22 protein-coding genes are annotated in these 26,677 nt (G+C 29.0%); 3 read left to right on the plus strand and 19 right to left on the minus strand.

What is annotated here, in order from left to right; translation table 11 throughout:
• Window positions 1–11: 11 nt before the first annotated feature.
• The 9 genes from SY27_RS14675 to SY27_RS14715 all read right to left on the minus strand — a co-directional run bounded on the left by SY27_RS14675 (window position 12) and on the right by SY27_RS14715 (window position 10,202).
• Entirely contained in the window at window positions 12–596 is a 585-nt protein-coding gene (locus SY27_RS14675) for an SCO family protein (protein ID WP_045971639.1), read from the minus strand.
• Window positions 593–1,453, minus strand: coding sequence for a formylglycine-generating enzyme family protein (locus SY27_RS14680; protein WP_235270993.1), 861 nt, complete (start codon window positions 1,451–1,453; stop codon window positions 593–595). The genes SY27_RS14675 and SY27_RS14680 overlap by 4 nt, the downstream gene beginning before the upstream one ends.
• Before the next feature lie 60 nt (window positions 1,454–1,513).
• Window positions 1,514–2,959 carry a copper-containing nitrite reductase gene (gene nirK / locus SY27_RS14685; RefSeq protein ID WP_045971641.1) on the minus strand — a complete coding sequence of 482 codons (1,446 nt, stop codon included), beginning with the start codon at window positions 2,957–2,959 and terminating at the stop codon, window positions 1,514–1,516.
• A 9-nt stretch (window positions 2,960–2,968) separates the two neighbouring features.
• Entirely contained in the window at window positions 2,969–4,303 is a 1,335-nt protein-coding gene (locus SY27_RS14690; RefSeq protein ID WP_045971643.1) for a cbb3-type cytochrome c oxidase subunit I, read from the minus strand.
• Window positions 4,304–4,307: 4 nt separating this feature from the next.
• Window positions 4,308–4,763 (minus strand): cytochrome c, encoded by a 456-nt coding sequence (locus SY27_RS14695; RefSeq protein ID WP_045971645.1) that lies wholly within the window; start codon window positions 4,761–4,763, stop codon window positions 4,308–4,310.
• A gap of 246 nt (window positions 4,764–5,009) precedes the next feature.
• Window positions 5,010–5,567 carry a fasciclin domain-containing protein gene (locus SY27_RS14700; RefSeq protein ID WP_045971647.1) on the minus strand — a complete coding sequence of 186 codons (558 nt, stop codon included), beginning with the start codon at window positions 5,565–5,567 and terminating at the stop codon, window positions 5,010–5,012.
• Between the two features lie 86 nt (window positions 5,568–5,653).
• The gene (locus tag SY27_RS14705; RefSeq protein ID WP_045971649.1) at window positions 5,654–6,865 is read right to left on the minus strand and encodes a hypothetical protein; all 1,212 of its coding nucleotides are present in this window, start codon (window positions 6,863–6,865) and stop codon (window positions 5,654–5,656) included.
• Between the two features lies 1 nt (window position 6,866).
• Window positions 6,867–7,460: a Crp/Fnr family transcriptional regulator gene (locus SY27_RS14710; RefSeq protein ID WP_045971651.1), complete on the minus strand. Its 594-nt coding sequence runs from the start codon at window positions 7,458–7,460 to the stop codon at window positions 6,867–6,869.
• A 786-nt stretch (window positions 7,461–8,246) separates the two neighbouring features.
• On the minus strand, window positions 8,247–10,202 hold the full coding sequence (locus SY27_RS14715; protein WP_045971653.1) for an endonuclease: 1,956 nt from the start codon (window positions 10,200–10,202) through the stop codon (window positions 8,247–8,249).
• Between the two features lie 194 nt (window positions 10,203–10,396).
• On the opposite strand from SY27_RS14715, the gene SY27_RS14720 reads away from it, so the two are divergent.
• Both SY27_RS14720 and SY27_RS14725 read left to right on the plus strand, forming a co-directional pair.
• Complete coding sequence (locus tag SY27_RS14720; protein WP_235270994.1) at window positions 10,397–13,219, plus strand: aminopeptidase; 2,823 nt, start codon at window positions 10,397–10,399, stop codon at window positions 13,217–13,219.
• Between the two features lie 178 nt (window positions 13,220–13,397).
• Window positions 13,398–15,803, plus strand: a complete 2,406-nt coding sequence (locus SY27_RS14725) for a thiamine pyrophosphate-dependent enzyme (protein ID WP_045971656.1) — start codon at window positions 13,398–13,400, stop codon at window positions 15,801–15,803.
• Between the two features lie 81 nt (window positions 15,804–15,884).
• Here the strand turns inward: SY27_RS14725 and SY27_RS14730 are convergent, their stop codons facing one another.
• A complete protein-coding gene (locus SY27_RS14730; protein WP_045971658.1) occupies window positions 15,885–17,006 on the minus strand; it encodes a cysteine desulfurase family protein in 1,122 nt (373 codons plus the stop codon).
• 190 nt (window positions 17,007–17,196) lie between these two features.
• Window positions 17,197–18,258 (minus strand): chorismate synthase, encoded by a 1,062-nt coding sequence (gene aroC, locus SY27_RS14735; protein ID WP_045971662.1) that lies wholly within the window; start codon window positions 18,256–18,258, stop codon window positions 17,197–17,199.
• 317 nt (window positions 18,259–18,575) lie between these two features.
• Here aroC and SY27_RS14740 point away from each other — a divergent pair, with 317 nt between their 5' ends.
• A complete protein-coding gene (locus SY27_RS14740) occupies window positions 18,576–19,076 on the plus strand; it encodes a hypothetical protein (RefSeq protein ID WP_045971664.1) in 501 nt (166 codons plus the stop codon).
• 38 nt (window positions 19,077–19,114) lie between these two features.
• Here SY27_RS14740 and SY27_RS14745 read toward each other — a convergent pair whose 3' ends face one another.
• From SY27_RS14745 to SY27_RS14780, 8 genes are all read right to left on the minus strand, one after another.
• The gene (locus SY27_RS14745) at window positions 19,115–19,540 is read right to left on the minus strand and encodes a protease complex subunit PrcB family protein (protein ID WP_045971665.1); all 426 of its coding nucleotides are present in this window, start codon (window positions 19,538–19,540) and stop codon (window positions 19,115–19,117) included.
• Window positions 19,541–20,674: an N-acetyl-alpha-D-glucosaminyl L-malate synthase BshA gene (bshA, locus tag SY27_RS14750; RefSeq protein WP_045971666.1), complete on the minus strand. Its 1,134-nt coding sequence runs from the start codon at window positions 20,672–20,674 to the stop codon at window positions 19,541–19,543. It abuts the gene before it with no gap.
• A gap of 132 nt (window positions 20,675–20,806) precedes the next feature.
• Complete coding sequence (locus SY27_RS14755) at window positions 20,807–21,262, minus strand: DUF1801 domain-containing protein (RefSeq protein WP_045971667.1); 456 nt, start codon at window positions 21,260–21,262, stop codon at window positions 20,807–20,809.
• Window positions 21,263–21,265: 3 nt separating this feature from the next.
• The gene (locus SY27_RS14760; RefSeq protein ID WP_045971669.1) at window positions 21,266–24,199 is read right to left on the minus strand and encodes a glycoside hydrolase family 3 N-terminal domain-containing protein; all 2,934 of its coding nucleotides are present in this window, start codon (window positions 24,197–24,199) and stop codon (window positions 21,266–21,268) included.
• A 72-nt stretch (window positions 24,200–24,271) separates the two neighbouring features.
• The gene (locus SY27_RS14765) at window positions 24,272–24,754 is read right to left on the minus strand and encodes a hypothetical protein (RefSeq protein WP_045971671.1); all 483 of its coding nucleotides are present in this window, start codon (window positions 24,752–24,754) and stop codon (window positions 24,272–24,274) included.
• A 1-nt stretch (window position 24,755) separates the two neighbouring features.
• Window positions 24,756–25,358: a hypothetical protein gene (locus SY27_RS14770; RefSeq protein ID WP_045971673.1), complete on the minus strand. Its 603-nt coding sequence runs from the start codon at window positions 25,356–25,358 to the stop codon at window positions 24,756–24,758.
• 1 nt (window position 25,359) lies between these two features.
• Window positions 25,360–26,151: a (Fe-S)-binding protein gene (locus SY27_RS14775; protein WP_045971675.1), complete on the minus strand. Its 792-nt coding sequence runs from the start codon at window positions 26,149–26,151 to the stop codon at window positions 25,360–25,362.
• Between the two features lie 77 nt (window positions 26,152–26,228).
• Window positions 26,229–26,675, minus strand: coding sequence for a phosphoheptose isomerase (locus SY27_RS14780; RefSeq protein WP_045971678.1), 447 nt, complete (start codon window positions 26,673–26,675; stop codon window positions 26,229–26,231).
• Window positions 26,676–26,677 lie beyond the last annotated feature (2 nt).

A 26,677-nucleotide genomic window follows, 5' to 3' on the forward strand; every position in this document is an offset into this window, starting at 1 on the left:
AATGGATTTAGTTACTTTTTAACGGTTTCTAATATTTTATCTATCGTTTCTTTATTATTTACACCTAAACCTTCTTGTTGATGAATCAATTCTCCTTCTCTATTAAACACACTTATAATATTGGAATGTGAAAAATCTATAGGAGTAATTTTTTTATATTTTACAGCTAAAACGTTAGCAAATTCTTGAACTGTAGCTGGTGTTCCTTGTAAGAATGTCCAGTGTTTATCATCCATAAAATTATCTTTTGCAAACACTTTTAATCTTTTTGGTGTATCGGTTATTGGATCTATACTGACTAAAATGAAGTTTAAATCTTTTAATTGTTCTTTAGGAATTTTAGATTCAATATCACGCATATCAGCTACTAATCTCGGGCAAGCAGCTTTACAACTAGTATAAATCATAACCATTACCGAAACTTTTCCTCTGAAATCTTTTATTTCAACAGTTTTGTCGTCTTGGGTTTTCCATTTACTAGATAAATTAAAGATTGACTCTTCAGAAATTGGTGCTTCTTTAACTTCCTTTTCTTCTTGTTTACAACCTAATAGAAGTAAACTTGTAATTACGAGTACTATTCTATATTTTTTCATTTTTCAATATCTTTTACACATCTAAAACCTAAATTTTGTATCGAATAATTTGCCTTAATACTTCCTCTAAAAGCATATCTCATAAAAGCAGCATAGTTCATTAAATCAGTAGCATTTAAAGAACCACTTCCACAGAATAGATTATTGTTTTCTGCTGAATCACTTCTAGATTCGCCTGTAATTAAAATAGAGTTGAAATCGGAAGTCCATTCCCAAACCAAACCATGCAAATCATAAATTCCATAATAATTTTTGAAGGTATGACCAACTTCATTTTGGTAGGTTTTTGGTTTTTCGTACCAATCTAAAATATTTTGGTTATAGGATTCAATTTCTCTTGCATCTGCCTTTGTTTCGTTTGCCATTGCTACATATTCCCATTCATCTACTGTTGCTAATCGTTTACCTTGGCAATCGCAATAGGCATTTGCTGCATACCAAGATACGTTTGTAACAGGACTATTTGGTTTTGAATCTGTACTTAACAAAGTATCATTTTTCCATTTTACAAGATAATTTCCATCTGCAAATATTTTTTTAACTTTTGATTTTTGCCATTTTTTATTTTTCTTTACAAAATCAAGAAATTCTTCATTTGTAACAGGATATATATCCATAAATAAATCATTTACAATTACTTGCTCTTGATTTTTCCCATATAAAGGAACATAACTTCCACCTTTTACTAAAACCATTTCAGTTGTAACTTTAAAAGAGCTATATTGTTCTTGTTCTATAATTACATTTGAAATAGGATTAATTTCAGTAGTTGTTTGTTCTTTACTTTTTTGACAAGAAACGATAAGTGTGAAGATTAATATGAATACTATTCTATACATTAATTTATGTTTTTTCATTATTAAAAAATAACCATGATAGTCACAATCAAGTACTATCATGGTTAATAATAGTACTAACTATTTATTCTCTTGTCTTATTTTAGCTACCATTTCTTTAGTAACTTCTTTTTTACTGTTATCCCAAGTACTATATACATACGTTAAAACGTTTGCAATTTCCTCATCTGTTAATGTTTGTGCCGTCATAACACTATTGTATTTTTTACCATTAACTGTCATTTCTCCAGTTTTACCTCTAAGCACTATTTCAATTGCTCGATTTACATCTGCATTTAAATAATCTGATTTAGCAAGAGGTGGAAAAGCATTTGGTAAACCTTCTCCATTTGGTTGATGACATGCAAAACAAGTTGTTGAGTAAATTGATTTCCCTTCTGCAATTCTTTCAGGTAAAGTGACAGCTATTGTAGGAGAAGCAGATTTATTTCCTGGCATTGTTTGAATTGTTCCTCCTTCTGGTAAATACACATTATCTGATTGTGTTCCAGAATAAATAGTTTTATTTTCATCTCCAGTTACTTTTAAAATTCCTAAACTACCTTTGTTAAATGTTCTAAAAATAGAATGATCTACAATTACTAATGATCCAGGCACATCTACTTTAAAGTCTACAATTACTGCTCCTCCTGCAGGAACTAAAGTAGTTTGCACATTTTTATTAATCATGGATCCTCCTTCTATATGTACATTGTCGAAAATTTCACCAATAACATGGAATGAAGACACTAAGTTTGGACCTCCATTACCTACATACAAACGTACAGTTTCTCCAACTTTTGCTGTTATTTCATTATCTCCTGTTAGTGATCCTGTTTTTCCGTTGAAAACTACATAATCGGGTTCTTCTTTAATTGCTTTTGCCATATCGAAAGGTTGTAATCCTTTTTCGCCATAAGCACCTTTTGTATAGAAATCTCCTTGCATAACGTAGTACTCTTTGTCTACTTTTGGAAGTCCACCTGCTGGTTCAACCAAAATTAAACCGTACATACCATTAGCAATATGCATTCCTACTGGAGCAGTAGCACAATGATACACAAATAGACCTTCATTTAAAACTTTAAAAGAAAAAGTAACTTCGTGCCCTGGAGCAACAAATGAAGATGCTGCACCACCACCTGGTCCTGTTACTGCATGTAAATCAATATTATGAGGTAATTTATTGTCTGGGTGATTTTTTAAATGAAATTCAACTTCATCACCAACTCTAGTTCTAATAAAACTTCCTGGAACAGTACCTCCAAATGTCCAATACATATACTTAACACCATCGGCCATTTCGCCTTCTTGTTCTAATATTTCTAAATTGACAATTAATTTTTTAGCTGGTCTATCCCCTACAGGTTTTGGAACAAATGGCGGAGAAGTTAATTCTGCAATAATTGGTGCTCCTTCTGTTTTTATACTTGAAGGATCAATGACTACTTCGTTCTTCTCATTTGATTTACAACTTGCTAATAAGGTAATTACTGTAATAGCAAGTATTAATTTCATGCTTTTCATATATAAATTTTAATTAGTTTCTAAAGCTTCGTCTGTTGGTAAGCCGTATTTTATAAATTCGTAGATATACATTCCTATACCTACAGTAAACATTGTTGCACAGATTAATAAAACTACAAAGTGAATTGCAATCTCATTTTGAACATCCATGAAATCCATTTTTAATTTTCTTTCCATATACACTTGTGCAACTCCAGCTACACCAAAAGCTACAGTCATTCCAAGTATACCAATATTGGAAATCCAAAATGCCATTTGTCCTGTTGTATTGTTATAGCGTTTACGACCAGTTAAGTTTGGTAATGCATAACTAATAATAGCTAAAACTATCATTGCATAAGCTCCCCAGAAAGCATAATGACCATGCATTGCTGTTACTAAAGTACCATGTGTGTATAAATTAGTTTGTGGTAAAGTATGTGCAAAACCTAATAAACCTGCACCTATAAAAGATACAATTGCTGCACCTATTGTCCAGAATAATGCTAATTTATTTGGATGACTTTTTTCTCCTTTACGATACATATTTACTGCAAATAATGCCATGGCTAAGAAAGCTAAAGGTTCTAATGCAGAAAATATACCGCCAACAATTAACCAAATTTTGTTTACACCAATGTAGTAATAATGGTGACCCGTACCTAATACTCCAGATAAGAAAGTTAATCCGATAATTACATATAACCATTTTTCAATAACCTCTCTATCTACACCAGTAAGTTTAATTAATAAGTAAGATAAAATACCTCCCATAATTAACTCCCATACACCTTCAACCCATAAATGAACAACCCACCATCTAAAGAATGAATCCATTACTTGACTATCGAACCAAATCATTCCTGGAATGTAAAGTAAAGCTGCAAATACTAATCCCATTGTTAGTACTAAAGCAGTAGTTGTTTTTCGTTTTCCTTTAAATAAAGTTCCTAAAATTAATCCTAAGAAAACTAATACGTTAACAACTACTAAGAAATCTAGTTCTCTTGGAATTTCTAAAAATTTCCTTCCTTCCCAATGATTAAAATGAAATCCTGCTATTGCAATTACACCTACAACTGCAAGAGAAATCAATTGAATATACGCCCATTTTATACTTATTAATTCGCGTTGCGCTTCTTCTGGAATTATATAATATGCTGCACCCATAAATCCAGTTAAAAGCCATACTACAAGCAAATTTGTATGAACAGCTCTTGCTGTATTGAATGGAATTATATCGTGTAAGCCTTGTAATCCTATTCGATCAAAGCCCATTATAAAGCCATAAATAATTTGCAACGAAAACAAGAGCATGCATAATGCAAAAAACCAATAGGCTACTTTTTGTGATTTATATTTCATATTCTTATTTTATTTTATGTTGATCTTTCATTTTATCTTTTGCTAATGGAGAAACAATTCTGTCGAATCCATTTAAATCAATATTGCCTATCCATTTAAAATAAGCTACCATTGCATCTGCATCTTCAGCGCTCATTTTGTATGCAACCATTTTTCTACCTTTTGGAGCCCAAGGTATTGGAGACATTAGGACTGCTTTTATGTAACCTTCTCCCCTCCGTTCAATTACTTTAGTTAATTCAGGAGCATAATAGCCACCTTCTCCCATTATACTATGACAACCCATACAGTTATTGGATTCCCATATTTCTTTCCCCTTAACAACATTTTTATCAATGTCTTTGTAGTTGGTTTGGTCATTTCTAGGCATAAAAGAATAAATAGTCAATCCAATAAATATTAGAAAAGTAACTACTGTTCCGCCTAAAAAAAACGCTCTTGCTTGAGATTTTGAAAGCATAGATTTATAGTTTTAGTTAGTATTTTATATAAAGGACTTATCTGTCTTTTATATAATCAAATTTCCCTATTTTATTCATTAAAAAATATGATTAGAATCATAGTAACAGAAAAAACAGGTACAAAAATTGATTTTATGAAATTTATTTTTATGGTCGTGAAGCTAAAATGAAAAAAAGCATAGACTACGACAATCTATGCTTTTCAACTAAAAAAGAAGAATTGTATGAATTAATAATTAACTTTTTTATTTAGGTAATAGAACATCTCCAATTACATGGATTAAACCGTTTGAAGTTTCAATTGTTGCTACAACTTCTGAACCATTTACGAATGTTTTCTCTCCTTGTTTTGTGATTTTTACTTTTCCTCCATAGACCATATCATACTCTTGACCGTCTTGCATGTATTCTGTTTTTAAATTCCCTACATAAGTATGATAACCTAAAATGTTTTCCAAATCACTTTTTTTCTCTGGTTTTAAAAGTCCTTCAACTGTTCCTGCAGGCAATTTTTCAAATGCTGCATTAGTTGGTGCAAAAACTGTAAATGGACCAGCATTACTTAATGAAGTTACCAAATCCGCAGCTTTTACGGCTGCAACCAATGTTGTATGATCCTTACTTCCTGAAGCAACTTGAACAATATTTGGATTAGAAACATCATCTTGCACTCCTTCTTGACCAATACTTAGATCGACTGCATTTTCTGAAGATGGAGCTTCTTGTGGAGTTTCAATATTTTCTTTACAACTAGAAGAAAGAAATATAAATGCTAGTGCTAAAAAGGAAAATGTTTTTTTCATAATAGTAGAACTTTAAATTTTACTGTACAAAGTACCAACATAAAGACTACATATTTTATGAGTCAAATCATAAGAAAATAAGAATTTTATTTTTCTTTACGATTAAAACTAACTATTGCCAAAATACCTATAAACAATATAAATGCAATGCATAATAATACTTCATTTACATAAGAAAGTATTATATAACTAAACGAGGTTATACCTTGAATTGCTAAAACAAATTCGTTCAAAAAAATTCCAATTATAAAAATTGCTAATCCATTTCTTGTGAAACGATTTAATACTAATAATTTGTTTGTATATATATAGACTAATAAGAATGATGAGATAATTGCTAATAAAACTAGGTGTAAATAGGCAATAACTATTGGTCTAAATCCGAATGCTAACTTTCCTATTAATGGAACAGTTGAGCCCAATTGAAGAAACAGTTTAATAAACACACATAATAAGATGCCTACATATATATATTTAAAAAGAGAAGAATGTGAAAACTTCGAATTAAATGAATTAACAATTATTTTATAAAATTTTATAAATGCTACAATTTGTAATATTGCAGCAAATATTGCAATTAAATAAACCCAAAATGGAAGTTTTATCCAAAGAATAGACAGTAAGAAAGCTGGAATACAACTAATGAAAAACCAATTAAATGTTGTTCTATTTGCTTTTTCAAGTTGAAGATCAGGAACTAATTGTCCCACAAAAAGACCTATACATGCAAACCAAAACCATCCATTATATTGAAAGTGTAAATAAAAATATATGGAAGACAAATAATAATCTTGTTGAATATTTTTAGTTGCCATCATGAATGCCAATGCAAAAGTTCCAAAAGAAGAAATAATATTAAAAAATAACGAAGCCTTAAACCAATCTTTACTTAATGTTGACTTCTTTATTAATTTTAAATCTTTTAAAAATAAATAGGCAAACCAAAAAGAAACGAAAAGAGATAGTGTAGAAAATGCAATTGAAATAAAGTTATATCCATTAAAGATAAAACTAAAAAGCATAATATAAGAACATACCAAATTGGATATTAAAACTTTATTATATTTATTACTATCAAAATCGACACTGATTTTTGATAGAAAATGTACCATCAATACAAACAATGTTTGAGTAACCCAACCTGAAAAAGCAAAATGAGAATGAGAATGTTGTATATTTTTTTGATGTATAAAAGGCAATTCAAAAACTATTTTATATCGCATTAAGAGTCCTAAAATTGCAACTAACAATAAATTTAATAATGAAAATTTAATCCAATTTGAAATTCGAAAATTCATATCAATAAAATAATTTATGATTAGTTATCTCTACTTTTTTATCTTTCTTCATCTTTGTTAATGTTCGGATTACTGTTTCTACTCTTAAGCCTGTAAAATCTGCAATCTCTTGTCGAGTAAAAGGAATTTGCACTTTAACAGTTGGAGTTGTACAGCTTTTTTTATAATTGTCTAAAAATGCATTTATTCTAAATTCAGGCTTTTGATTAATAATCTGTCTACTCGTAACTGCTTTTCTGTAGGCTTTAAATGCTAAAAGCTCTAATATTTTCTGATTAATTGCTGGATATTCATGAATAATCGTTAGAAATTTGTCTTTTGAAATTTTAATAACAACACAATCTTCGATAGCAATTGCTGTGCAAGGATATACTTCATTTATTAAAAGTGGTGGTTCACCAAAACTATTTCCTTTATAGAAAAGACCTTGAGTAAACTCTTTACCATCTTCATTTGTATTAAACATCTTTACCGTACCTTGAATAATTTGGTAATAAAATAATGCTAAATCTTCCTCATAAAAGATAACTTCATCTTTTTGATATTTTTTGGAAACTGCTCCCCATGTAAATAGTAAATCTAAATCTATTTGCATTACTAAACATTTTTTTGTCAATACAAATATTATTTTCCTTCTTAAAATAAAAAATGATATTTATCATATCTAATGTCTCAAATAAGAAAAATATGTTAAATAGAAGCAATAAAAGGAGTAAATAACAATTCTACTAGTATCAATACCTCCTTTCTTACGAGCCAAATGACCATCTTGGGTTTTGTAAAAAATAATATCCTCGATAGTACCTTTCAATTTAATTATGCCTTTTTGTCTAGTTATAACATCGAAAAATTTAATAAATAAATCCCTTAATCATAATCCATATTGCAAAATTTCCGATTGATTATAAAGCAAAATTAAGATGAAATTAGAAGCAAAAATTAAGCACCTACTCAGATGTCACCCAATAAAATAAATGTCATTATAAGCCCTAAGAATAATTAATAAACGAACTTATAACCATTAAAAACCAATTGAAAAGTATAGGTTATTAGTATTTATAGAGTTCTGTAAGTATATTGGTTTAAAAGTAAAACATGTAGAACCGTATATTATATAAAAAAGCTAGTTTAAAAATTAAACAATTTACTTTCAATTCTCTAATATAATTCGTCAATTTATCCCATATAATTTAAGTCAATTTGAATACTATAATGAGGTAATAAAATTGGTTACCCTAAAAAAACATTGTAAAGTATTATAAAATATGGATCAATTAGAGTAGACTGTTTCTCTCCAACTCCACAAGAAACCCTGTAAAGTATTAATTTTACAGGGTTTTTTATTAGATAAATGTATTATTATTCTATAATTTATCCTTTTTTACCTTACTATTATTCTCCTATAATCCGTTTTATTTCCATTAGTGACTTTAACTAAGTACATTCCTGATGTTAAATCTAAATCTAAATTAGTTTCTTTATTAAATACCTTTTCTAAAACTAATTGTCCTGTAAGAGTATATAATTGAACTTTTGATTCATCTTCTAATCCAGAAATTATTAAATAATCAGTTGTAGGATTTGGATAAACTTTAATCTTATTTTCTGTAAAGTTTTGATTAGATAAAGTAAATGACCATGTGTCTCCATAATTTGCTCCAAAAATATAATCTGCTAATTCTGGATAGTCTATAAATGGATTACGATTTACTTGCCAAGTATAAATATAATTGTTACGATTCATTTCAAAGTCATCTGCTGGATCTTGTGTGTTCCAAGTTAACAATGAAGCTAAATCTCCTAATTGATTTGCTGTATTATCTGGAGGATTTCCGTTTACTAATTCCAAACCATTATAACGAACTGCCATATAAAACAAAGCTCTTGCAACATCACCATGCCAACTTCCCTGACTTCCAGAAGGACCATTATAATCTAATCCATAATCTTTATTACTTCTACTTGAATTTTCTGCACCATCTTCTGCTCTAATATGATGTGCATCTCCATGACCTGATTGGATATCATCTGCATTTGTAGGCAACCATACATTGATTCCATCTGGAGTAGAATCTGTTCCTCCAGAAAAGCCACCTCTAGATTGTGGAAAAATATGTTCCCTATTCCAAACTCCAATATTACTTGAACCTGTTTGATAATCTAAAATTGGTTTTGGACTTTCAACATACATTTGCCAAACTTCATTTGAATTTTTTGGATTTTTATCAGATTCTTTTAAAATATATTCAATATCTCCATAATTATGAGCATGAACTGTATTCGGATCTGCAATAATATCTTGTAAAGCTTGTCTTAATGCATCACCAGACAAACCTTCTAATGAATCATAATAACCTGCAGGAATTGTTGGTGCAACTAATCCGTATGTAGGATTAAGCGGTGTTCCATAAGATTGAACAATATAATCGTTATCATATATTCTTATTATGATATTATCATTTGCAGAAGCATAACCAAAAGGTAATGATTGCACATCAATAAGCATTTCTTCATCTCCTTCATCTGTAGTATCGTCAAAAATATTAATATTCGTTTGAGTTGTTGTTTCTCCAACTGGTATTAAAACGGTTAAACTACCTGATCCAATATAATCATTTACCATAAAATTTCCATTAGTAAGTGTAATATTGATTTCCAAATCTTGATCAGTTACAGGTGTATCTGTTGTAAAAACAATGTTGAAATTTTCTCCCTCAATATAACTATTTTGGCTAGTTGAAATAGTTAGATAATTAATTACAACTCCTGAACCATCATTATTAATACCAGGTGTAGGCGTTTTTGCTTCGTAAGTTCCGTCATTTTTTCTTTGAACAGACTGTGTAGTATTTTCTCTTGTACAAATAGTTACATTTAAAATGGACATTAAATTTGTAGGTTGACTTGTACTATTAGAATAAGCTAAAGCATCAATTAAATTTGTAGTTGTAGCTAAGGTTCCTGTTGATGTAGAAGCATTGTAAGGAAAATCATCAGAACTTCCTTGATATAAGGCAACTATATCAGGACCATTTTGAATTGTATTATTAGGAATTGTACCTATTGGAGAAGGATTAACCATACTATTTCCAAAATGTATTATTCCATTAATATCAGTAGTATAACCATCTAAATCGATAGTAAAATAGCTTGAAACATTGGTCTCATTAAAAAAAACTAATACATATCCGTCCAAAGGAAAATTAGGATTTGTTGATTTTAATTCTATAAATTCAAGTTGATCTGAACCTGCTGTATCAGCATCTATTTCATTAATCACAATTTGTGAGAAAGAAAAATTAAAAAGAAAAAGAAAAAAAAGTACTTTTTGAGTCATAATAATTACCTTTAACTTCAAAGGTAGTTCATTTATCATTCAAAGAATAGCTCAATTAAGTTGTTTTATCAACAAATCTTCAAAAAAAAGAAAATTGTCAAACTAATTTTACAATTTTCTTTTTTTATCTGGAAATTATGATATAATTTAACGCAACTTTTTGTTAAAATTACAATCCTAAATAAAACATCATTTTGAAAATCAAAAGTTTAATTCTATTTATAATAAGTTCATTTGGTTTTGCTCAGCACACTTCCTTTCTTAATGTTAGGGCAAACACTAATGAAAATACATTGCTAATAAAACAAGAGTTAAATTATGTAAATAATACGAATGATACTATATATAGTATTGCTTTAAATGATTGGAACAATGCTTTTTCTTCAAAAAATTCGGCATTAGCTAAGCGATTTTCAGATGAATACATCAGAGCTTTTCATTTAGCAAAAGATAATGATAGAGGTGCTACCACAATAAATACGATATTAGACATTAATTTTCAACCATTAAGTTGGCATCGAAATGAAAAACATGTTGATATTGTCCATGTAAAATTATCAAAACCAATCACTCCTTTTTCAAATCAAAAAATAACGCTTTCATATACTGTTAAAATTCCGAATGATCGATTTACTAGATATGGGTTTAATAATGATGGAAGATTATACTTAAAAAATTGGTTCCTTGCTCCTGCCCGTTTTGAAGATAAACAATTTATTATTCAAAGTAATGAGAACTTAGATGATATTTCAAATGCTCTTTCTGACTATGAAATTATATTTGAGATTCCAAAGAACTATTTTATTACTTGTGATTTAAACACGGATAATGAGATTGAAGTAACAAACAAAGAGTATAATACTTATAAATTTACTGGAAAAAACAAATCTGATGTCACAGCAATTATTTCTACAGAAGAAAAATTTATAAACTACAAAAATGAAATTATTGAGGTAAGTTCAAATTTAAATACAAAATTAGAAAATGTACAAAAAGCAATAATAATTGATAAAATAACACATTTTATTAATGACAAAATTGGCAAAAGTCAAATAGAAAAAATTATAGTATCTCAAGAAGATTACAATCGTCAACCATTTTATGGATTAAATCAATTACCCACATTTTTAAGTCCTTTTTCAGATGAGTTAATGTTTGAATTAATGTTTTTAAAAACATATCTAAATAATTATTTAAAGTTAACATTACAACTAACACCTAGAAAAGACCAATGGATTTATGACGGAATTCAAGTTTTTTTAATGATGCAATATATTGATGAATATCATTCTAATGTGAAAATGACTGGAAATTTAGCCAATCTAAAACTATTAAAATCTTATCACTTCATTAATATCGATTTTAACGAACAGTATAACTATTTATACATGTTGATGGCTAGAAAAAACTTAGATCAACCTCTAAATGAACCAAAAAATAGGCTAATAAAATTTAATGAACAAATTGCTAATAAATATAGAGCTGGTTTAAGTTTCAAATATTTAGATAGCTATTTAGAAAATGAAATTGTTCTAAGTTCTATTAAAGAATTCTTAGAATTAAATGAAACCTATCAAACAAATAAAACCGATTTTGAAACAATTTTAAAAAGTAAAACAACAAAAGATATCAATTGGTTTTTCAAAACTATAATTGAAAGTAGAGATTTAATTGATTTTAAATTTGGTAAAATTAAAAAAACAGAGAATGAGGTAACGGTTAAAATTAAAAATAAAACTAAGACAAATGTACCTATTTCACTCTATCAACTAAAAAACGATAGTATTATTTCAAAAACTTGGCTTGAAAACATAAAAACAGACACAACATTTATTTTACCTAGAAATGATGTAGATAAATTAGTTCTAAATTATAATAATGAAGTTCCAGAATACAATTTAAGAAATAATTGGAAATCATTGAGAGGTTTCTTATTTAACCATAGACCTTTAAAACTTAATTTTTATAAAGACTTAGAAGACCCATATTATAATCAGTTATTTTATGTTCCTGAATTTGAATTTAATTTATACGACGGAATTGCTTTTGGAGTACGATTCAATAATAAATCATTACTCAATAAACCTTTCTCATTTAGCATTGCTCCTTTTTACTCTACAAATACTGGAAAAATAATTGGTAATTTTTCTGCTAACGTTGATGATTATATACGAGATGATGGGAAATTATACAGGATCATTTACTCTATAAGCGGTAATCAGTCTCATTATGCACCAAATGCCAAATACACACGCGTTATTCCATCTATTCAATTTGTTTTTAGAGATCCTAATTTTAGATCAAACAAGAAAGAAGTTATTCAAATTAGACAATTATTTATTGATAGAGAATCAGCGCCAAATACAACAATAAACAAAGCCGAATCGAAATATTCTGTTTTTAGTGTTTCCCATTTAAATAGTCAATCTGAAAGTACTAAACTATTTAGTTTTTATAATCAAGTACAAATCTCAAATTCTTTTGGAAATATCACAAGTGAAATAAATTATAGAAAATTATTTGAAAACAATAGACAATTAAGTTTAAGATTTTTTGCTGGAAACTTCATCTATAGAAGTACAAAGTCTGATTTATTTACATTTGGATTAGACAAACCTGCTGATTATACATTTCAAACAAATTTATTAGGTAGAAGTGAATCAACAGGCCTATTTAGCCAGCAGTTTGTCAATGCAGAAGGTGGTTTTAAATCTATCCTTGATACTCGCTATGCAAATCAATGGATGACAACTGTAAACGCTTCGTTTAATATATGGAATTGGGTACAAGTATATGGCGATATTGGAGTACTAAAAAACAAATTTATACCCGCAGAATTTGTATATGATTCTGGAATACATTTAAATTTAGTTCCTGATTATTTCGAATTATTCTTACCTGTTTACTCTTCAAATGGTTTTGAATTAAATGATAAAAATTATGGGCAAAAAATCCGATTTATTGTAACGTTAAGTCCAAAAACACTTATTTCATTATTTACTAGAAAATGGTTTTAATCATTGAATATGATTTTTTATTGAATTATCATCAACAAAAAACCACATAATCCTCTATTTAATGTTATATTTCTATAAAAAATACGATATTAATAATAATTTTCAAAAAGATAAGTCTTTCTCTATTGCATTTTAACTCCTATTTAATTACATTTGTTGCAATAACAACATTTACATTATGAGTAATTCTGTCGCTAAAGAAACTTTGTCTTTTCAAGATTTCAAAACCGAAGTTATCAATGATTATAAAATAGCTGTAACAAGTAGAGAATGTAGTCTTTTAGGACGTAGAGAAGTTCTTACTGGTAAAGCTAAATTTGGTATTTTTGGTGATGGAAAAGAAGTACCTCAATTAGCATTAGCAAAAGCATTTAAAAATGGTGATTTCCGTTCAGGATATTACAGAGACCAAACCTTCATGATGGCAATTGGCGCAATGAATATTGAACAATTCTTCGCTGGATTATATGGTCATACAGATATCAATCATGATCCTATGAGCGCTGGTCGTCAAATGGGTGGACACTTTGCAACACACAGTTTAGATGAAAATGGAAATTGGAATAATTTAACTGCTCAAAAAAATTCTAGTGCTGATATTTCTCCTACCGCAGGTCAAATGCCTCGTCTTTTAGGATTAGCACAAGCATCGAAAATATATAGAAATGTAAAAGGATTAGAAAATAAAACCCATTTTTCTAATCAAGGTGATGAAATTGCTTGGGGAACAATAGGAAATGCTTCTACATCTGAAGGATTATTTTTTGAAACCATTAATGCAGCAGGTGTATTACAAGTTCCAATGGTTATGAGTGTTTGGGATGATGAATATGGAATTTCGGTACATGCAAAATATCAAACTACAAAAGAGAATATTTCGGAAATTTTAAAAGGTTTTCAACGAGATGAAGATAATAATGGTTATGAAATTCTACGTGTAAAAGGATGGGATTACCCAGCTTTAGTGGAAACTTATCAAAAAGCATCTCAAATAGCAAGAAAAGAACACATTCCTGTTTTAATTCACGTAAATGAATTAACACAACCTCAAGGACATTCAACATCTGGAAGTCATGAAAGATATAAAAGTACTGAACGCCTTGAATGGGAAACAGAATTTGACTGTTTAGCACAAATGAAACTTTGGATAATTGCAAACAATATTGCAACTGAAGAAGAACTAACAGATATCAATTTAACAGCAAAAAAAGCCGTTTTAGAAGGAAAAAAAGCAGCATGGACTGCATTTACTTCACCTATCAAAACTGAACAAGAAGAGCTTATTACCTTGCTAAAATCAATTGCTGAAACAAGTACAAATAAAGTTTTTATAGAAAAACATATTAATGATTTAGCTGTTTTAAAAGAACCTATTCGAAAAGATGTCTTAACTACTGCTCGTAAAGCCTTACGTTTACTAATTAATGAAAGTGGAAAAACAACTTTAGGAAATTGGATAACTACTTATCAAGAAAAAACCCAACCTAAATTTAGCTCACATTTATTTTCTCAATCTGATAAAAATATATTTTCAGTAAAAGAAGTAAAACCTACTTATGATGAAACGGCTGAAGATGTAGATGCACGTTTAGTTTTACGTGATAATTTTGATGCTATATTTTCAAAATATCCTGAAACCTTAATTTTTGGAGAAGATTCAGGAAATATTGGAGATGTAAATCAAGGATTAGAAGGCATGCAAGAAAAATATGGTGAATTCCGTGTTGCAGATGCTGGTATTCGTGAAGCAACTATTTTAGGGCAAGGAATTGGAATGGCAATGAGAGGATTACGCCCTATTGCTGAAATTCAATATTTAGATTACTTATTATATGCCATTCAAATAATGAGTGATGATTTAGCAACTTTACAATACAGAACCAAAGGAAGACAAAAAGCACCACTAATAATAAGAACTCGAGGTCATCGTTTAGAAGGTGTTTGGCATTCTGGTTCTCCTATGGGAATGATTATCAATGCTATTAGAGGAATTCATGTACTTGTTCCTAGAAACATGACAAAAGCAGCAGGATTTTACAATACTTTATTAGAAACTGACGAACCTGCTTTAGTAATTGAATGTTTAAACGGATATCGATTAAAAGAAAAAATGCCTACCAATTTAGCTGAATTTAAAACACCTATTGGTGTTGTTGAGACTATAAAGGAAGGAAATGATATTACATTAGTATCTTATGGTTCTACTTTACGTTTAATTGAACAAGCAGCTAAAGAATTACTAGAAATTGGTATTGATGCAGAAATTATAGATGTTCAATCTCTTTTACCTTTTGATATCAATCATGATATTGTAAAAAGTCTTGCCAAGACAAATCGTCTTTTAGTTATTGATGAAGATGTTCCTGGTGGAGCTAGTGCTTATATCCTACAGGAAATTATCGAAAATCAAAAAGGTTACAAACACTTAGATAGCGAACCACAAACATTAGCTTCACAAGCACATAGACCTGCTTATGGAACAGATGGGGATTATTTCTCTAAACCAAGTGCTGAAGATATTTTTGAAAAAGTATATGCAATTATGCATGAATCCAATCCAACTAAATATCCAAGTTTATATTAAGATTTCAATACTATATTAAAAAAGAGGCTTATAGAGCCTCTTTTTTGTTTTTTTATTAAATTTAAATATTTCAAAACACTTTTATATTGTTTTTAGCGCTTCAATCAAACCATCAATATCTTCTTTTGTATTGAAATGACTAAATGAAATTCTAATATTAGGTTTTTGTTGATCTTCTAAGGATAAAAACTCAGCCAAAACATGAGATGGCTTACTACTTCCACTTTGGCACGCACTTCCTCTTGAAACTGCCACACCTTTCATATCTAATAAAAATAATAACATTCCTATTTTACTACTTTCAAAAGGCAAAATCACATTAACTATATTATAAAACACCTGTTTTCCTATAATTTTAATATCTGGAAAAGTTAATTGTAATTGCGAGATACAGTATTCTTTCAAGTCAGTAATATATTTTCGTTCTTTTTCTAAATAGTCATAAGACAACTCTAAAGCTTTCGCCATACCAGCTATTTGATGCACTGCTTCAGTTCCAGCACGAAAACCTTTTTCTTGTTCTCCTCCATAAATTAGTGGTTGCAATACAATATTTTTTCTAATAAAAGCGAAACCAACACCCTTAGGACCATGAAATTTATGCGCACTTCCTACTATAAAATCAACAGGAAGTTGTTGTAAATCTATCTTAATCTTACCTACTGATTGCACCATATCACAATGAAAAAGTACTTTATTCGATTGACACAATTTCCCTACTTCTTCTATATCCAAAATTTCTCCCGATTCATTATTCACATGAATTAAAGAAACTAAAGTAGAAACCTCGTCTTCAAAAAGACTCTCTAAACCAGTAATATCAATAACTCCATCAGAAAGAACAGGAAGATATACAATTTCAACACCAAACTCCTGTTCTAATACCATAATAGTATGTAAAGTAGCATGATGTTCAATTTTTGATGTAATAATTCTCTTTACTCCTAAATTTTTCACTGCACTACGCAAAATCCAATTTGTAGCTTCAGTTGCACTTGACGTAAAAATAATTTCAGAAGCTTGAGTATTCATTAGTTTTGCAATACTCTTTCTCGCAGATTCTAATATTGTTTTTGTTTCTCTTCCAAAACTATGAGACGACGATGGATTTCCATAATTCTCTAACAAAATAGTTGTCATCGTTTGCACAATCTCTTTCCTTAATGGTGTTGTAGCAGCATTATCTAAATATATCTTTTTCATAAAAACAATATTAATACAAAGATATAAAAGTGAGCTTGTATAACTATTTATTTAAAACAAAAAAACAGTTGTATAAAGATTTACACAACTGTTTCAATATAGATTAATATCTAAAAATTAATTCTTAACAAACTTCTTAATGATGTTTCCATCAAGAGTATTAAAAAAATATTAAACAAAACGTAACTTTTTATAAATATGTTTTAGATAATAAATAAAAGTCAGCTAAAACTAATGCTGCCATTGCTTCTACAATAGGAACTGCTCTAGGAACTACACATGGATCATGCCTTCCTTTTCCTTGTTGCTCTATCAAATTACCTTTATTATCTAATACTTCTTGTTTCTGTAAAAGTGTGGCAACAGGTTTAAATGCTACTTTAAAATAAATATCCATTCCATTGCTTATTCCTCCTTGAATTCCTCCCGATAAATTTGTTTTTGTTGTTCCATCTTCATTAAAGGAGTCATTATGCTCACTTCCTTTCATTTTTGCTCCATTAAATCCACTTCCAAATTCAAATCCTTTTACTGCATTTATAGACAACATTGCTTTACCTAATTCCGCATGAAGTTTATCAAAAACAGGTTCTCCTAAACCGATAGGAACATTTTGAATTACACATGTTACAACTCCTCCAACTGTATCGCCTTGTTTTTTTATTTCTTTAATGTGTTCTTCCATTTTTATAGCCAATTCCAAATCTGGACAACGAACAGCATTGCTTTCTATTTTTGAAAAATCTATTTCTTGATATGGTTTATCTAATGTTATTTCTCCAACAGCAGATACAAATGCATTAATTTTTATTTGAGGAATGATTTGTTTTGCAACTGCTCCTGCTACAACCCTACTTGCTGTTTCTCTTGCTGAACTTCTTCCTCCTCCTCTGTAATCGCGAATTCCATATTTTTTTTCATAAACATAGTCTGCATGACTTGGTCTATATGTATCTTTAATATGAGAATAATCATTTGATTTTTGATTAGTATTAGGAATTATAAAGCCTATTGGTGTACCTGTAGTAACTCCTTCAAAAATACCTGATAAAAATTGAACTTCATCTTCCTCTTTTCTTTGAGTAACTATACTAGATTGACCTGGCTTTCTTCTTTGCATTTCTTTTGTTATAGCCTCAACATCTAATTCAATACCAGCCGGACAACCGTCAATAATTCCTCCTAATGCTTCTCCATGCGATTCTCCAAATGTTGAAAGTCTAAATAGTGTTCCAAATGAATTTCCTGCCATAATTATAATTTTACTCCAAGTGTTTGATTAATAGCCCCGATGGAAGTGATTACCTTGTAAAAGCGTACAGCGGGACATACATTTAAAAAATACCAATAGTTTGGCTTCTTTAATTTAAACAACAAATTTAATTATTATTTTAATAAATTATTACTTAAAGATTTATAGTTATTTATAAAAAACACAATTACTTGATTATCAATTGATTGCATTTGTAACGTTTTAAAATTTGAGTATTTTACACCTTTTTATGCAATATTGTAATCAAAATATCGTTAAAAGGTTTAATTTTGCTTAAAACAATTAAAATAAATAAAATGAGAAAAATAATTTTATCGGTTTTTATGCTAATAGGATTAGCACTAAGCACACAAGCTCAAGAAATTTCTAAAAACGCATTAGGGCTAAGATTAGGAGACAATGATGGTTTTGGTGGTGAAATTTCTTATCAAAGAGGTTTATCTGACAACAATCGTTTAGAATTAGATCTTGGCTGGAGAAATAGTAATCATGTTGATGCTATTAAATTGGCTGGTTTATACCAATGGGTTTGGAATATTGACGGTGGATTTAATTGGTATGCTGGAGTTGGTGGTGGATTAGGTAGCTGGAGTTATAATTATAACCAAAATGGTTATAAATATAAAGATAACGGTGCTTACTTTTTTGCTGCTGGAGATATAGGAATTGAATATTTATTTGATTTTCCTTTACAATTATCATTAGACTTTAGACCAGAAATTTATTTTAATTCTGATGATTTTAGAGAAGATAACTTCGGTCCAGATATCGCTTTAGGTATTAGATATAGATTTTAATAAAAAAAGAGGAACTAATAGTTCCTCTTTTTTATTTTTTATTTTACATTGTATTTTTCGACTTTTGGAATGATTGATATACAATATGGATTTGTTAGTGCCATTGTTACATATTTTTCTTTTGATGTAATAATCTTTGAATAAACAACCAACTCATTTTCAAGTAACTCTATCTTATCAATATCTATTGAAAATCCTCCTGTACTTTTTTGTCCTAAATGTAATATTATAATATTATTTTTATTAAAATTAATCTCTGAGATATTTGGTACAAATTCTGTAATTTCAAGTCTTTCTAACTCTTTAATAAAATCATCTTTATTATCTATTATAAGATATCCTTTTTCTTCATTTCCACCGTAAGAAGCACTGTAAATTGTGTTAAAATCCATGGTAATATCTTTTTTACTTGAACTACAAGACATTGTAAGTAGTAATAGTGTTGTGAATAAAATTGTTTTCATTTACTTATATAGATTAATTGCACTTTGATATACTTCTTCATAAAGTGGTAATATTTTTTTAATATCAAACTCACTTGCTCTTTTTAAAGCATTTTTCTTGAATGTATTTATTTTTTGATCATCTTGAAGAATTGTAATTGCGTTTTTACTCATATCTTCTATATCACCTACATCACTTAAATATCCTGTTACTCCGTTTATGTTTACTTCTGGCAAACCTCCAGAGTTACTAGAAATTACAGGTACTCCACATGCCATTGCTTCCAAAGCTGCTAACCCAAAACTTTCTGTTTCTGATGGCAATAAGAATAAATCGGTATAACATAAAATTTTATCTATTTCATTACTATTTCCAAAGAAAATTACTTTGTTATGAATTCCTAACTGAACGCATAAATTTTCTGCTCCTTCTTTCTCTGGACCATCTCCAACCATCATTAATTTTGCAGGTATCTTCTTTTGGATTTCATAAAAGATTCTAACAACATCTTCTATTCTTTTTACTTTTCTAAAATTGGAGATATGAGTAACTACTTTTTCTTCTTCGGTTGCCATTAAAGATCGATGACATGGAGTATTTTCATCCATTCTTTCTTTATTAATTTCAATAAAATTAGGAATTACTTTGATATCATTTGTAATATCAAACAATCTGTAAGTATCATCTTTTAGACTTTGTGAAACACTTGTAACAATATCTGATTTATTAATACTAAAACTTACTGCTGGTTTATAAAATGGATGATTTCCTACTAAAGTAATATCTGTTCCATGTAATGTTGTTACCATTGGAATTTTTATTCCTTCTTCCTCAAGCATTTGTTTTGCCATGTAACCAGCATACGCATGTGGAATTGCATAATGCACATGTAAAACTTCTATTCCATACAATTTTACCATATCAACTAACTTACTTGATAAAGCTAACTCGTATGGCTGATAATGAAATAAAGGATATTCTGGAACGTGTACTTCGTGATAATAAATATTTTGACTTAATAAGGCTAATCGAACAGGCTGACTATATGTAATAAAATGGATTTCGTGTCCTTTTCTTGCTAACTCAAGTCCTAACTCTGTTGCAACTACTCCACTTCCGCCAAAAGTAGGATAACAAACTATAGCTATTTTCATTGATTTTTTTTAAACGTTAAAAGTACCATAATTTTATTATCTTGATTTTTAAATATTCGTTAAATTATTACATTAATTCTATAAAAATACAGATTAAAAATATAGATTGTGACTAAAAACCAGATTAGAAACTTACTTCTTTATAGTTGTTTCATAAGTATTAATCCAATTTTGAACTGTAATTTTTGAGGTTAATTCGCCTATTAATTGAAAAGGAATATCTTCTGCTTTTTTAAATCTTATACAACTTTTTCCCATATCTAATTTTTTCTTAGAGTACTTTGGGTATTCAGAAGCAAACCAATTATAGAGTTCTTTATTTGCATATATACCCATATGATAAAAGTTAATACTATTTTTTTGAGAAGCAAAACTCATAAACGGTAAAGGTAATTTTGGATCGCAATGATAACCAGAAGGATAAATTTCATGCGGGACAATATATCCAATCATACCATAACTCATTCTTTCTTCAAATCCTTTTGGAAGATTTTTTAAAATTACTTCTCGAAGTTTTAAAAGTGTACCTTTTCTTTCCTCAGGTGCTTCTTTTATATATTCTTCAGGAGTTTTTGCAGTTGATACCATAACTTAGTCCATTATTGCTTCGTAAATTACTTTCTGAATATTTTCTCTAATATTCTCCCTTGACAATACATTCGTTGTTGCTTCTGGATATGTTCTATTTGATAAGAAAACATATACTATTTCTTTTTCTGGATCTGCCCAAGCCATTGTTCCTGTAAAACCTGTATGACCAAAACTAGTCATTGAAACACAACCACATGTAGGTCCTGATTCTCCTAATTGAGGTTTATCAAATCCTAATCCTCTTCTGTTTTTATCTTTACAATAATAACACGTATTAAAAGCGTTAAATGTTTTCTCAGAGAAAAACTGATCTCCTCCATAATTTCCTTTCTGCATAAACATTTGCATTATTTTTGCAACGTCTAAGGCATTTGAAAATAATCCTGCATGACCTGAAACTCCTCCTTGCATTGCAGCTCCCATATCATGAACATATCCTTGTATTGCTTCGTATCTATAATAATTATCTATTTCTGTAGGAATTATATCATTCATATCGAATTTCTGCAAAGGATTATACATTGTGCTTGTAGCTCCTAATTTAGAATAATAGTTCTCATTCGCCAAAACATCTAATTTTTTACCAGTAGATCTTTCTAAATACTCTTTCATTAAAATAAATGAAAAATCGCTATACTTATATTTTACTTTTGGTAACAAATCACTATCCGCAATAGCTTTTATTATAGAATCATTATAATCTTTTCTTAAATATAAATTTTCAGAAACTTGAATAGGAAATTCTTTTGAATATGCTTTTCTGTAATACTTTTCACTTGGTTTTCCTGTTGTTTTATCCAAAGTTTCTTTATAAAAAGGAAGCCATGCTTTAAATCTTGCTTGATGTGTTAACATATCTAATAATGTTGCATTTGCTTTATTTGTTCCTTTAAAAACAGGCAACATTGTACTTAATTTAGTATCTAATTTTACTTTTTCTTTATCAAACTGAATCATTAAATTAGGTAAAGTTGATAAGATTTTAGTTAATGAAGCTACATCGTATAAATCTGTATTTTTAACATTTATATTTTTATCATACGTGTGATAACCAAATGATTTTTGATATACTACTTTCCCTCTTCTTGCAACAATTATTTGTGCTCCTGGCGTCATTTTTTCATTGATTGCATAATTTGCAATAGAATCAATTTTTGATAAAACATTAGAATTAAGTCCTACATTTTCAGGAGATTCAAATCCTAATCTTCCAATATTATTTGTATTAATTCCATCATTAGTATAAAAATCATTATTTATTGAAACTGGAATTTTTCCTTTTGTTCCAATGGCTCCAAAAATAGCTTCTGCTGCAACTGTTTGAGAAAAATCGTTATTTTGATAAGCTAAAATTAACCCCTCAAAACTATCAAAATTAGCTATTCTTAACAATGAATATGGTTTTGTAAAAAAAGTAACAATTACTTTATTTTGTTTTGCTATTTTATTAAGCCAATTTACATCTTCTTGATTTAAATTATGATTTTTCCATGCTCCATCTGCTCTATGATATCCTATAATAACTTTAGAATACTTTTTTAATTCAAGTAGTGTTTCATTTAAACCTTTAGTTGTAATCTCGTCAACTCGCGCATACTTATTAAGTACATTTAAAAATGTTTCAGAAGTATCATCCCCTAATTTTAAGTAGGCAATTTTTTCTTCTTCTAAATTTTTAATTGGAATAATTTTATCTTTATTTTTAAGAGTTGTTATAGCATTTTCATACAATGTATAGTTCATTGCATCATATTCTGATTTATTCAAATCTTCATAAAGATTTTCAATTTTTATTGGTTTATAATTATTTAAACCTACTTGATATTTATATTTTAGAATCTTTTTTACAGAAGCAGCTAATCTTTCTTCGGTAATTTTTTTATCATCAAATGCTTCTTTTATTTTTTGAATAGCAACAGGTACATTTTCTGGAAAAAGTAAAATATCGTTCCCTGCTAAAAAAGCTTCTAAATCTATGTCTCCTGGTTGTTTAAAATTACTAGCTCCTTTCATATTTAAAGCGTCAGTAATTACCAATCCATTAAACTTTAATTCATTCTTTAAAATATTAGTAATAACATTATAAGAAATAGATGTAGGGTATCCTTTTCTAGATTCTATACTTGGAACATCTAAATGTGCAACCATAACACTTGCCAATCCTTTTCTTATCATTTCTCTATATGGATACAATTCAATAGAATCTAGTCTCTGTTTACTGTGTTTTACAAGTGGTAATGTATGATGTGAGTCTGCTTCTGTATCTCCATGTCCTGGAAAATGTTTTGCTGTTGCAAGAACGCCTTCACTCTGTAATCCATCCATTAAAGCAATAGCTGCATTGGTTACATTAATTTTATCTTCTCCAAAAGATCGATTTCCAATAATAGGATTTTTGGGATTTGTATTTATATCAACAACTGGAGCAAAATTGAAATGAATTCCCATTCTTTTCGATTGTTCTGCCATTTGCTTCCCCATTTTTCGTATCAAATTATGATCTTGAATAGCTCCAAGAGTCATATTCCATGGATATCTATACGTTGAGTCTAAACGCATACTCAATCCCCATTCTGCATCAATTCCAACAAATAATGGAATTTTTGATTTAGATTGATATCTATTTGTTAATTGGGCTTGTCTTATTGGTCCTCCTTGAAAGAATATAACTCCACCTATTTTATGTTGTGTTACTAAATCATCAATATCTTTATAATGCTCTTCATTTTTATTAGAATAAGCAGCTACCATAAACAACTGACCCACTTTTTCTTCAAAATCTAACTTATTATATACACTATCTACCCATTTTTGCTGAAAATAAAGTGTGCTATCTACTTTAGCATTAGAATGATGTAGATTTGTAATTAATCTTTTCGGTTTAATTATTAGTGAAAATATTGATAGAAATATGAAAGTTGAATATTTTAACATCTGAATTTTATTTAAAAAAAATCATCATTAAGTTGGTCTAATGATGATTTTCAAATATAGTAAAAAAAAAGTTTAAAAAAATCGATTGTGCCAACTATCACTAGCTGGAACTTCCCAAAAATCTTGCCACTCTTCTATTGTATTTACTAAATTATTAAAAACTATCGTGTTAGCAGAAACAGCTTTTTCTTTGGCCATTTTTTTAAACTCAATTAGTGGTTTGTGTGCTATATGTTCGCCTAGTTTAAAAGTAACATTCATTTTATCAAGTAAATCAACGTTAAACTTCTGTTCAAGGCTTTGAATAAATTGTACAGATGCATCAATTGAACATCCTGTAGCTGCTTGAATATCTTGATTTACTGCGATTATTATAAATCGATTGTATTCTAATTTAAAAGAAGCCTCTAAACTTTGACCATGTGCAGACCAGCTTTCAATAAAAGTTTTAGTTTCCTCCTCTATTTGAGCGATTTCTTCATCTGTAAACTTTCTATTAGATTGATAAATCCAGATTCTAGAATGCAATGGTAGTGTGTCAAATGGTATATACATTTTATTGTTTTATAATATCTAATACAACTTTAAAAGGAACAACTTTGTTACTTTTTGCATCATATAAATTTGCTTCATAATAAAGCACTTTCACATTATCTGTTGGTTTCACAACTGCATCTTTTAATAAAAATAAATTTTCGAAATTTTCTAATATTAAAAATGAATTTGTTTTACCTGAATCTTCTTTAAGTGTAAATGTTAAAAACTGTTCAGATTTTGTTGCAATAATTTTTCCTGAAATTGATAAATCATCTTGAAAATCATCAGAACCAATATTTTCTTCTTCCATTTCACTTATCAGTTTTAAAAAACTTGGACAATTAAAAGCTAATTGCATACCTACGCTTTCTGCAATTTCTGTCATCTTTTCTTCATTTCCAAGAATATCTTTTCCGAAATGTTTTTCAACATCTTTTTCAAATTTATTAATCGATTCAATAATACATAACCCTAAAGTTATATCTAGATTATCTTTATTAATGTTTTTTTCCTGCGAACATTGACATGTTTGATCTGAAATTTTCTTTATTAGCTCTTCTTTCGAAAGCTTTTGCGCAAAAATTGATTGCGTAATCAATAAAAGGACGATTATTTTTTTCATATTATAAATCTTGTGCGTTTGCAATTAATTCTGCTATATCAAGTACTTTGACTGTACTTTCTTTTTCTTTAAATTTAACTCCATCTGTCATCATAGTGTTACAAAATGGACAACCAGCAGCTATAATATCTGCTTTTGTCTCAATTGCATCTTCTGTTCTTTCAACATTAATGTCTTTATCTCCTTTTTCTGGTTCTTTAAACATTTGTGCTCCACCTGCTCCACAACACAATCCATTTGCTCTAGATCGCTTCATTTCAACTAGTTCAGCATCTAATTTTTGAATCAAATCTCTAGGTGCTTCGTATACATTGTTTGCTCTTCCTAAATAACATGGATCATGAAATGTAATTTTCTTACCTTTAAATTGTCCACCTTCAATTGTTAAACGACCATCATCTAATAATGATTTTAAAAATTGTGTATGATGAACCACTTCGTATTGACCTCCTAATTCTGGATATTCATTTTTTAATGTATTAAAACAGTGTGGACAAGCAGTAACGATTTTTTTTACTTCATAAGCATTCATGACTTCAATATTTGTCATGGCTTGCATTTGGAATAAAAATTCATTTCCAGAACGTTTAGCTGGATCACCTGTACAGCTTTCTTCAGTACCTAAAACTGCAAAAGGGACATTTGCTCTATTTAATATTTTCACAAATGCTTTTGTAATTTTTTTTGCTCTATCATCAAAACTTCCAGCACAACCAACCCAGAATAGAACTTCAGGTTGTTTGCCTTCTGCCATCATTTCAGCCATTGTAGGCACTATAATATTTTCAGACATACATTTTATGTTTAAAGTTTAAAGTTTATATTTTAAGATGAAATAATACAAACTTCAAATTTTTTATTTTTAATTATTTATTCGTGATGTTCGTCATCAAAAACTTGAATGGTAACTTCTTTATCTACTAAATCTGTAAATTTACCTCTATAACGAGTTGCTTTTACTAAGTGATTATCTATCCAATGGTAATTTCCTCCACGTGGTTTCCCCATCAACATTCCATGATATTTAAATCCATACTTTTTCAACCAAGTTTCAGTAACTTCTCTATGTGCTTCTGTCCTTGAAGTGAAAAAGAAAATTATATGTCCTTCGTCATACCATTTATTCAAAGTAGCCAAAGCATCTGGATATACTTCCGCAGTAGCCATTCGTTCTGGCTCTTCATTAGGAATATCATCACAAATTGTTCCGTCAATATCTATAAGGTAATTTTTAATTCCTTCGGGTAAAATTGGACTTAAATGTTCTCCATTAATTGTTAAGGTTTGTAATTTCCCTTCTATTTCTTCTTTCTTCATTT

The sequence above is a fragment of the Flavobacterium sp. 316 genome (assembly GCF_000967805.1).
GTDB classification, from domain to species: domain Bacteria; phylum Bacteroidota; class Bacteroidia; order Flavobacteriales; family Flavobacteriaceae; genus Flavobacterium; species Flavobacterium sediminilitoris.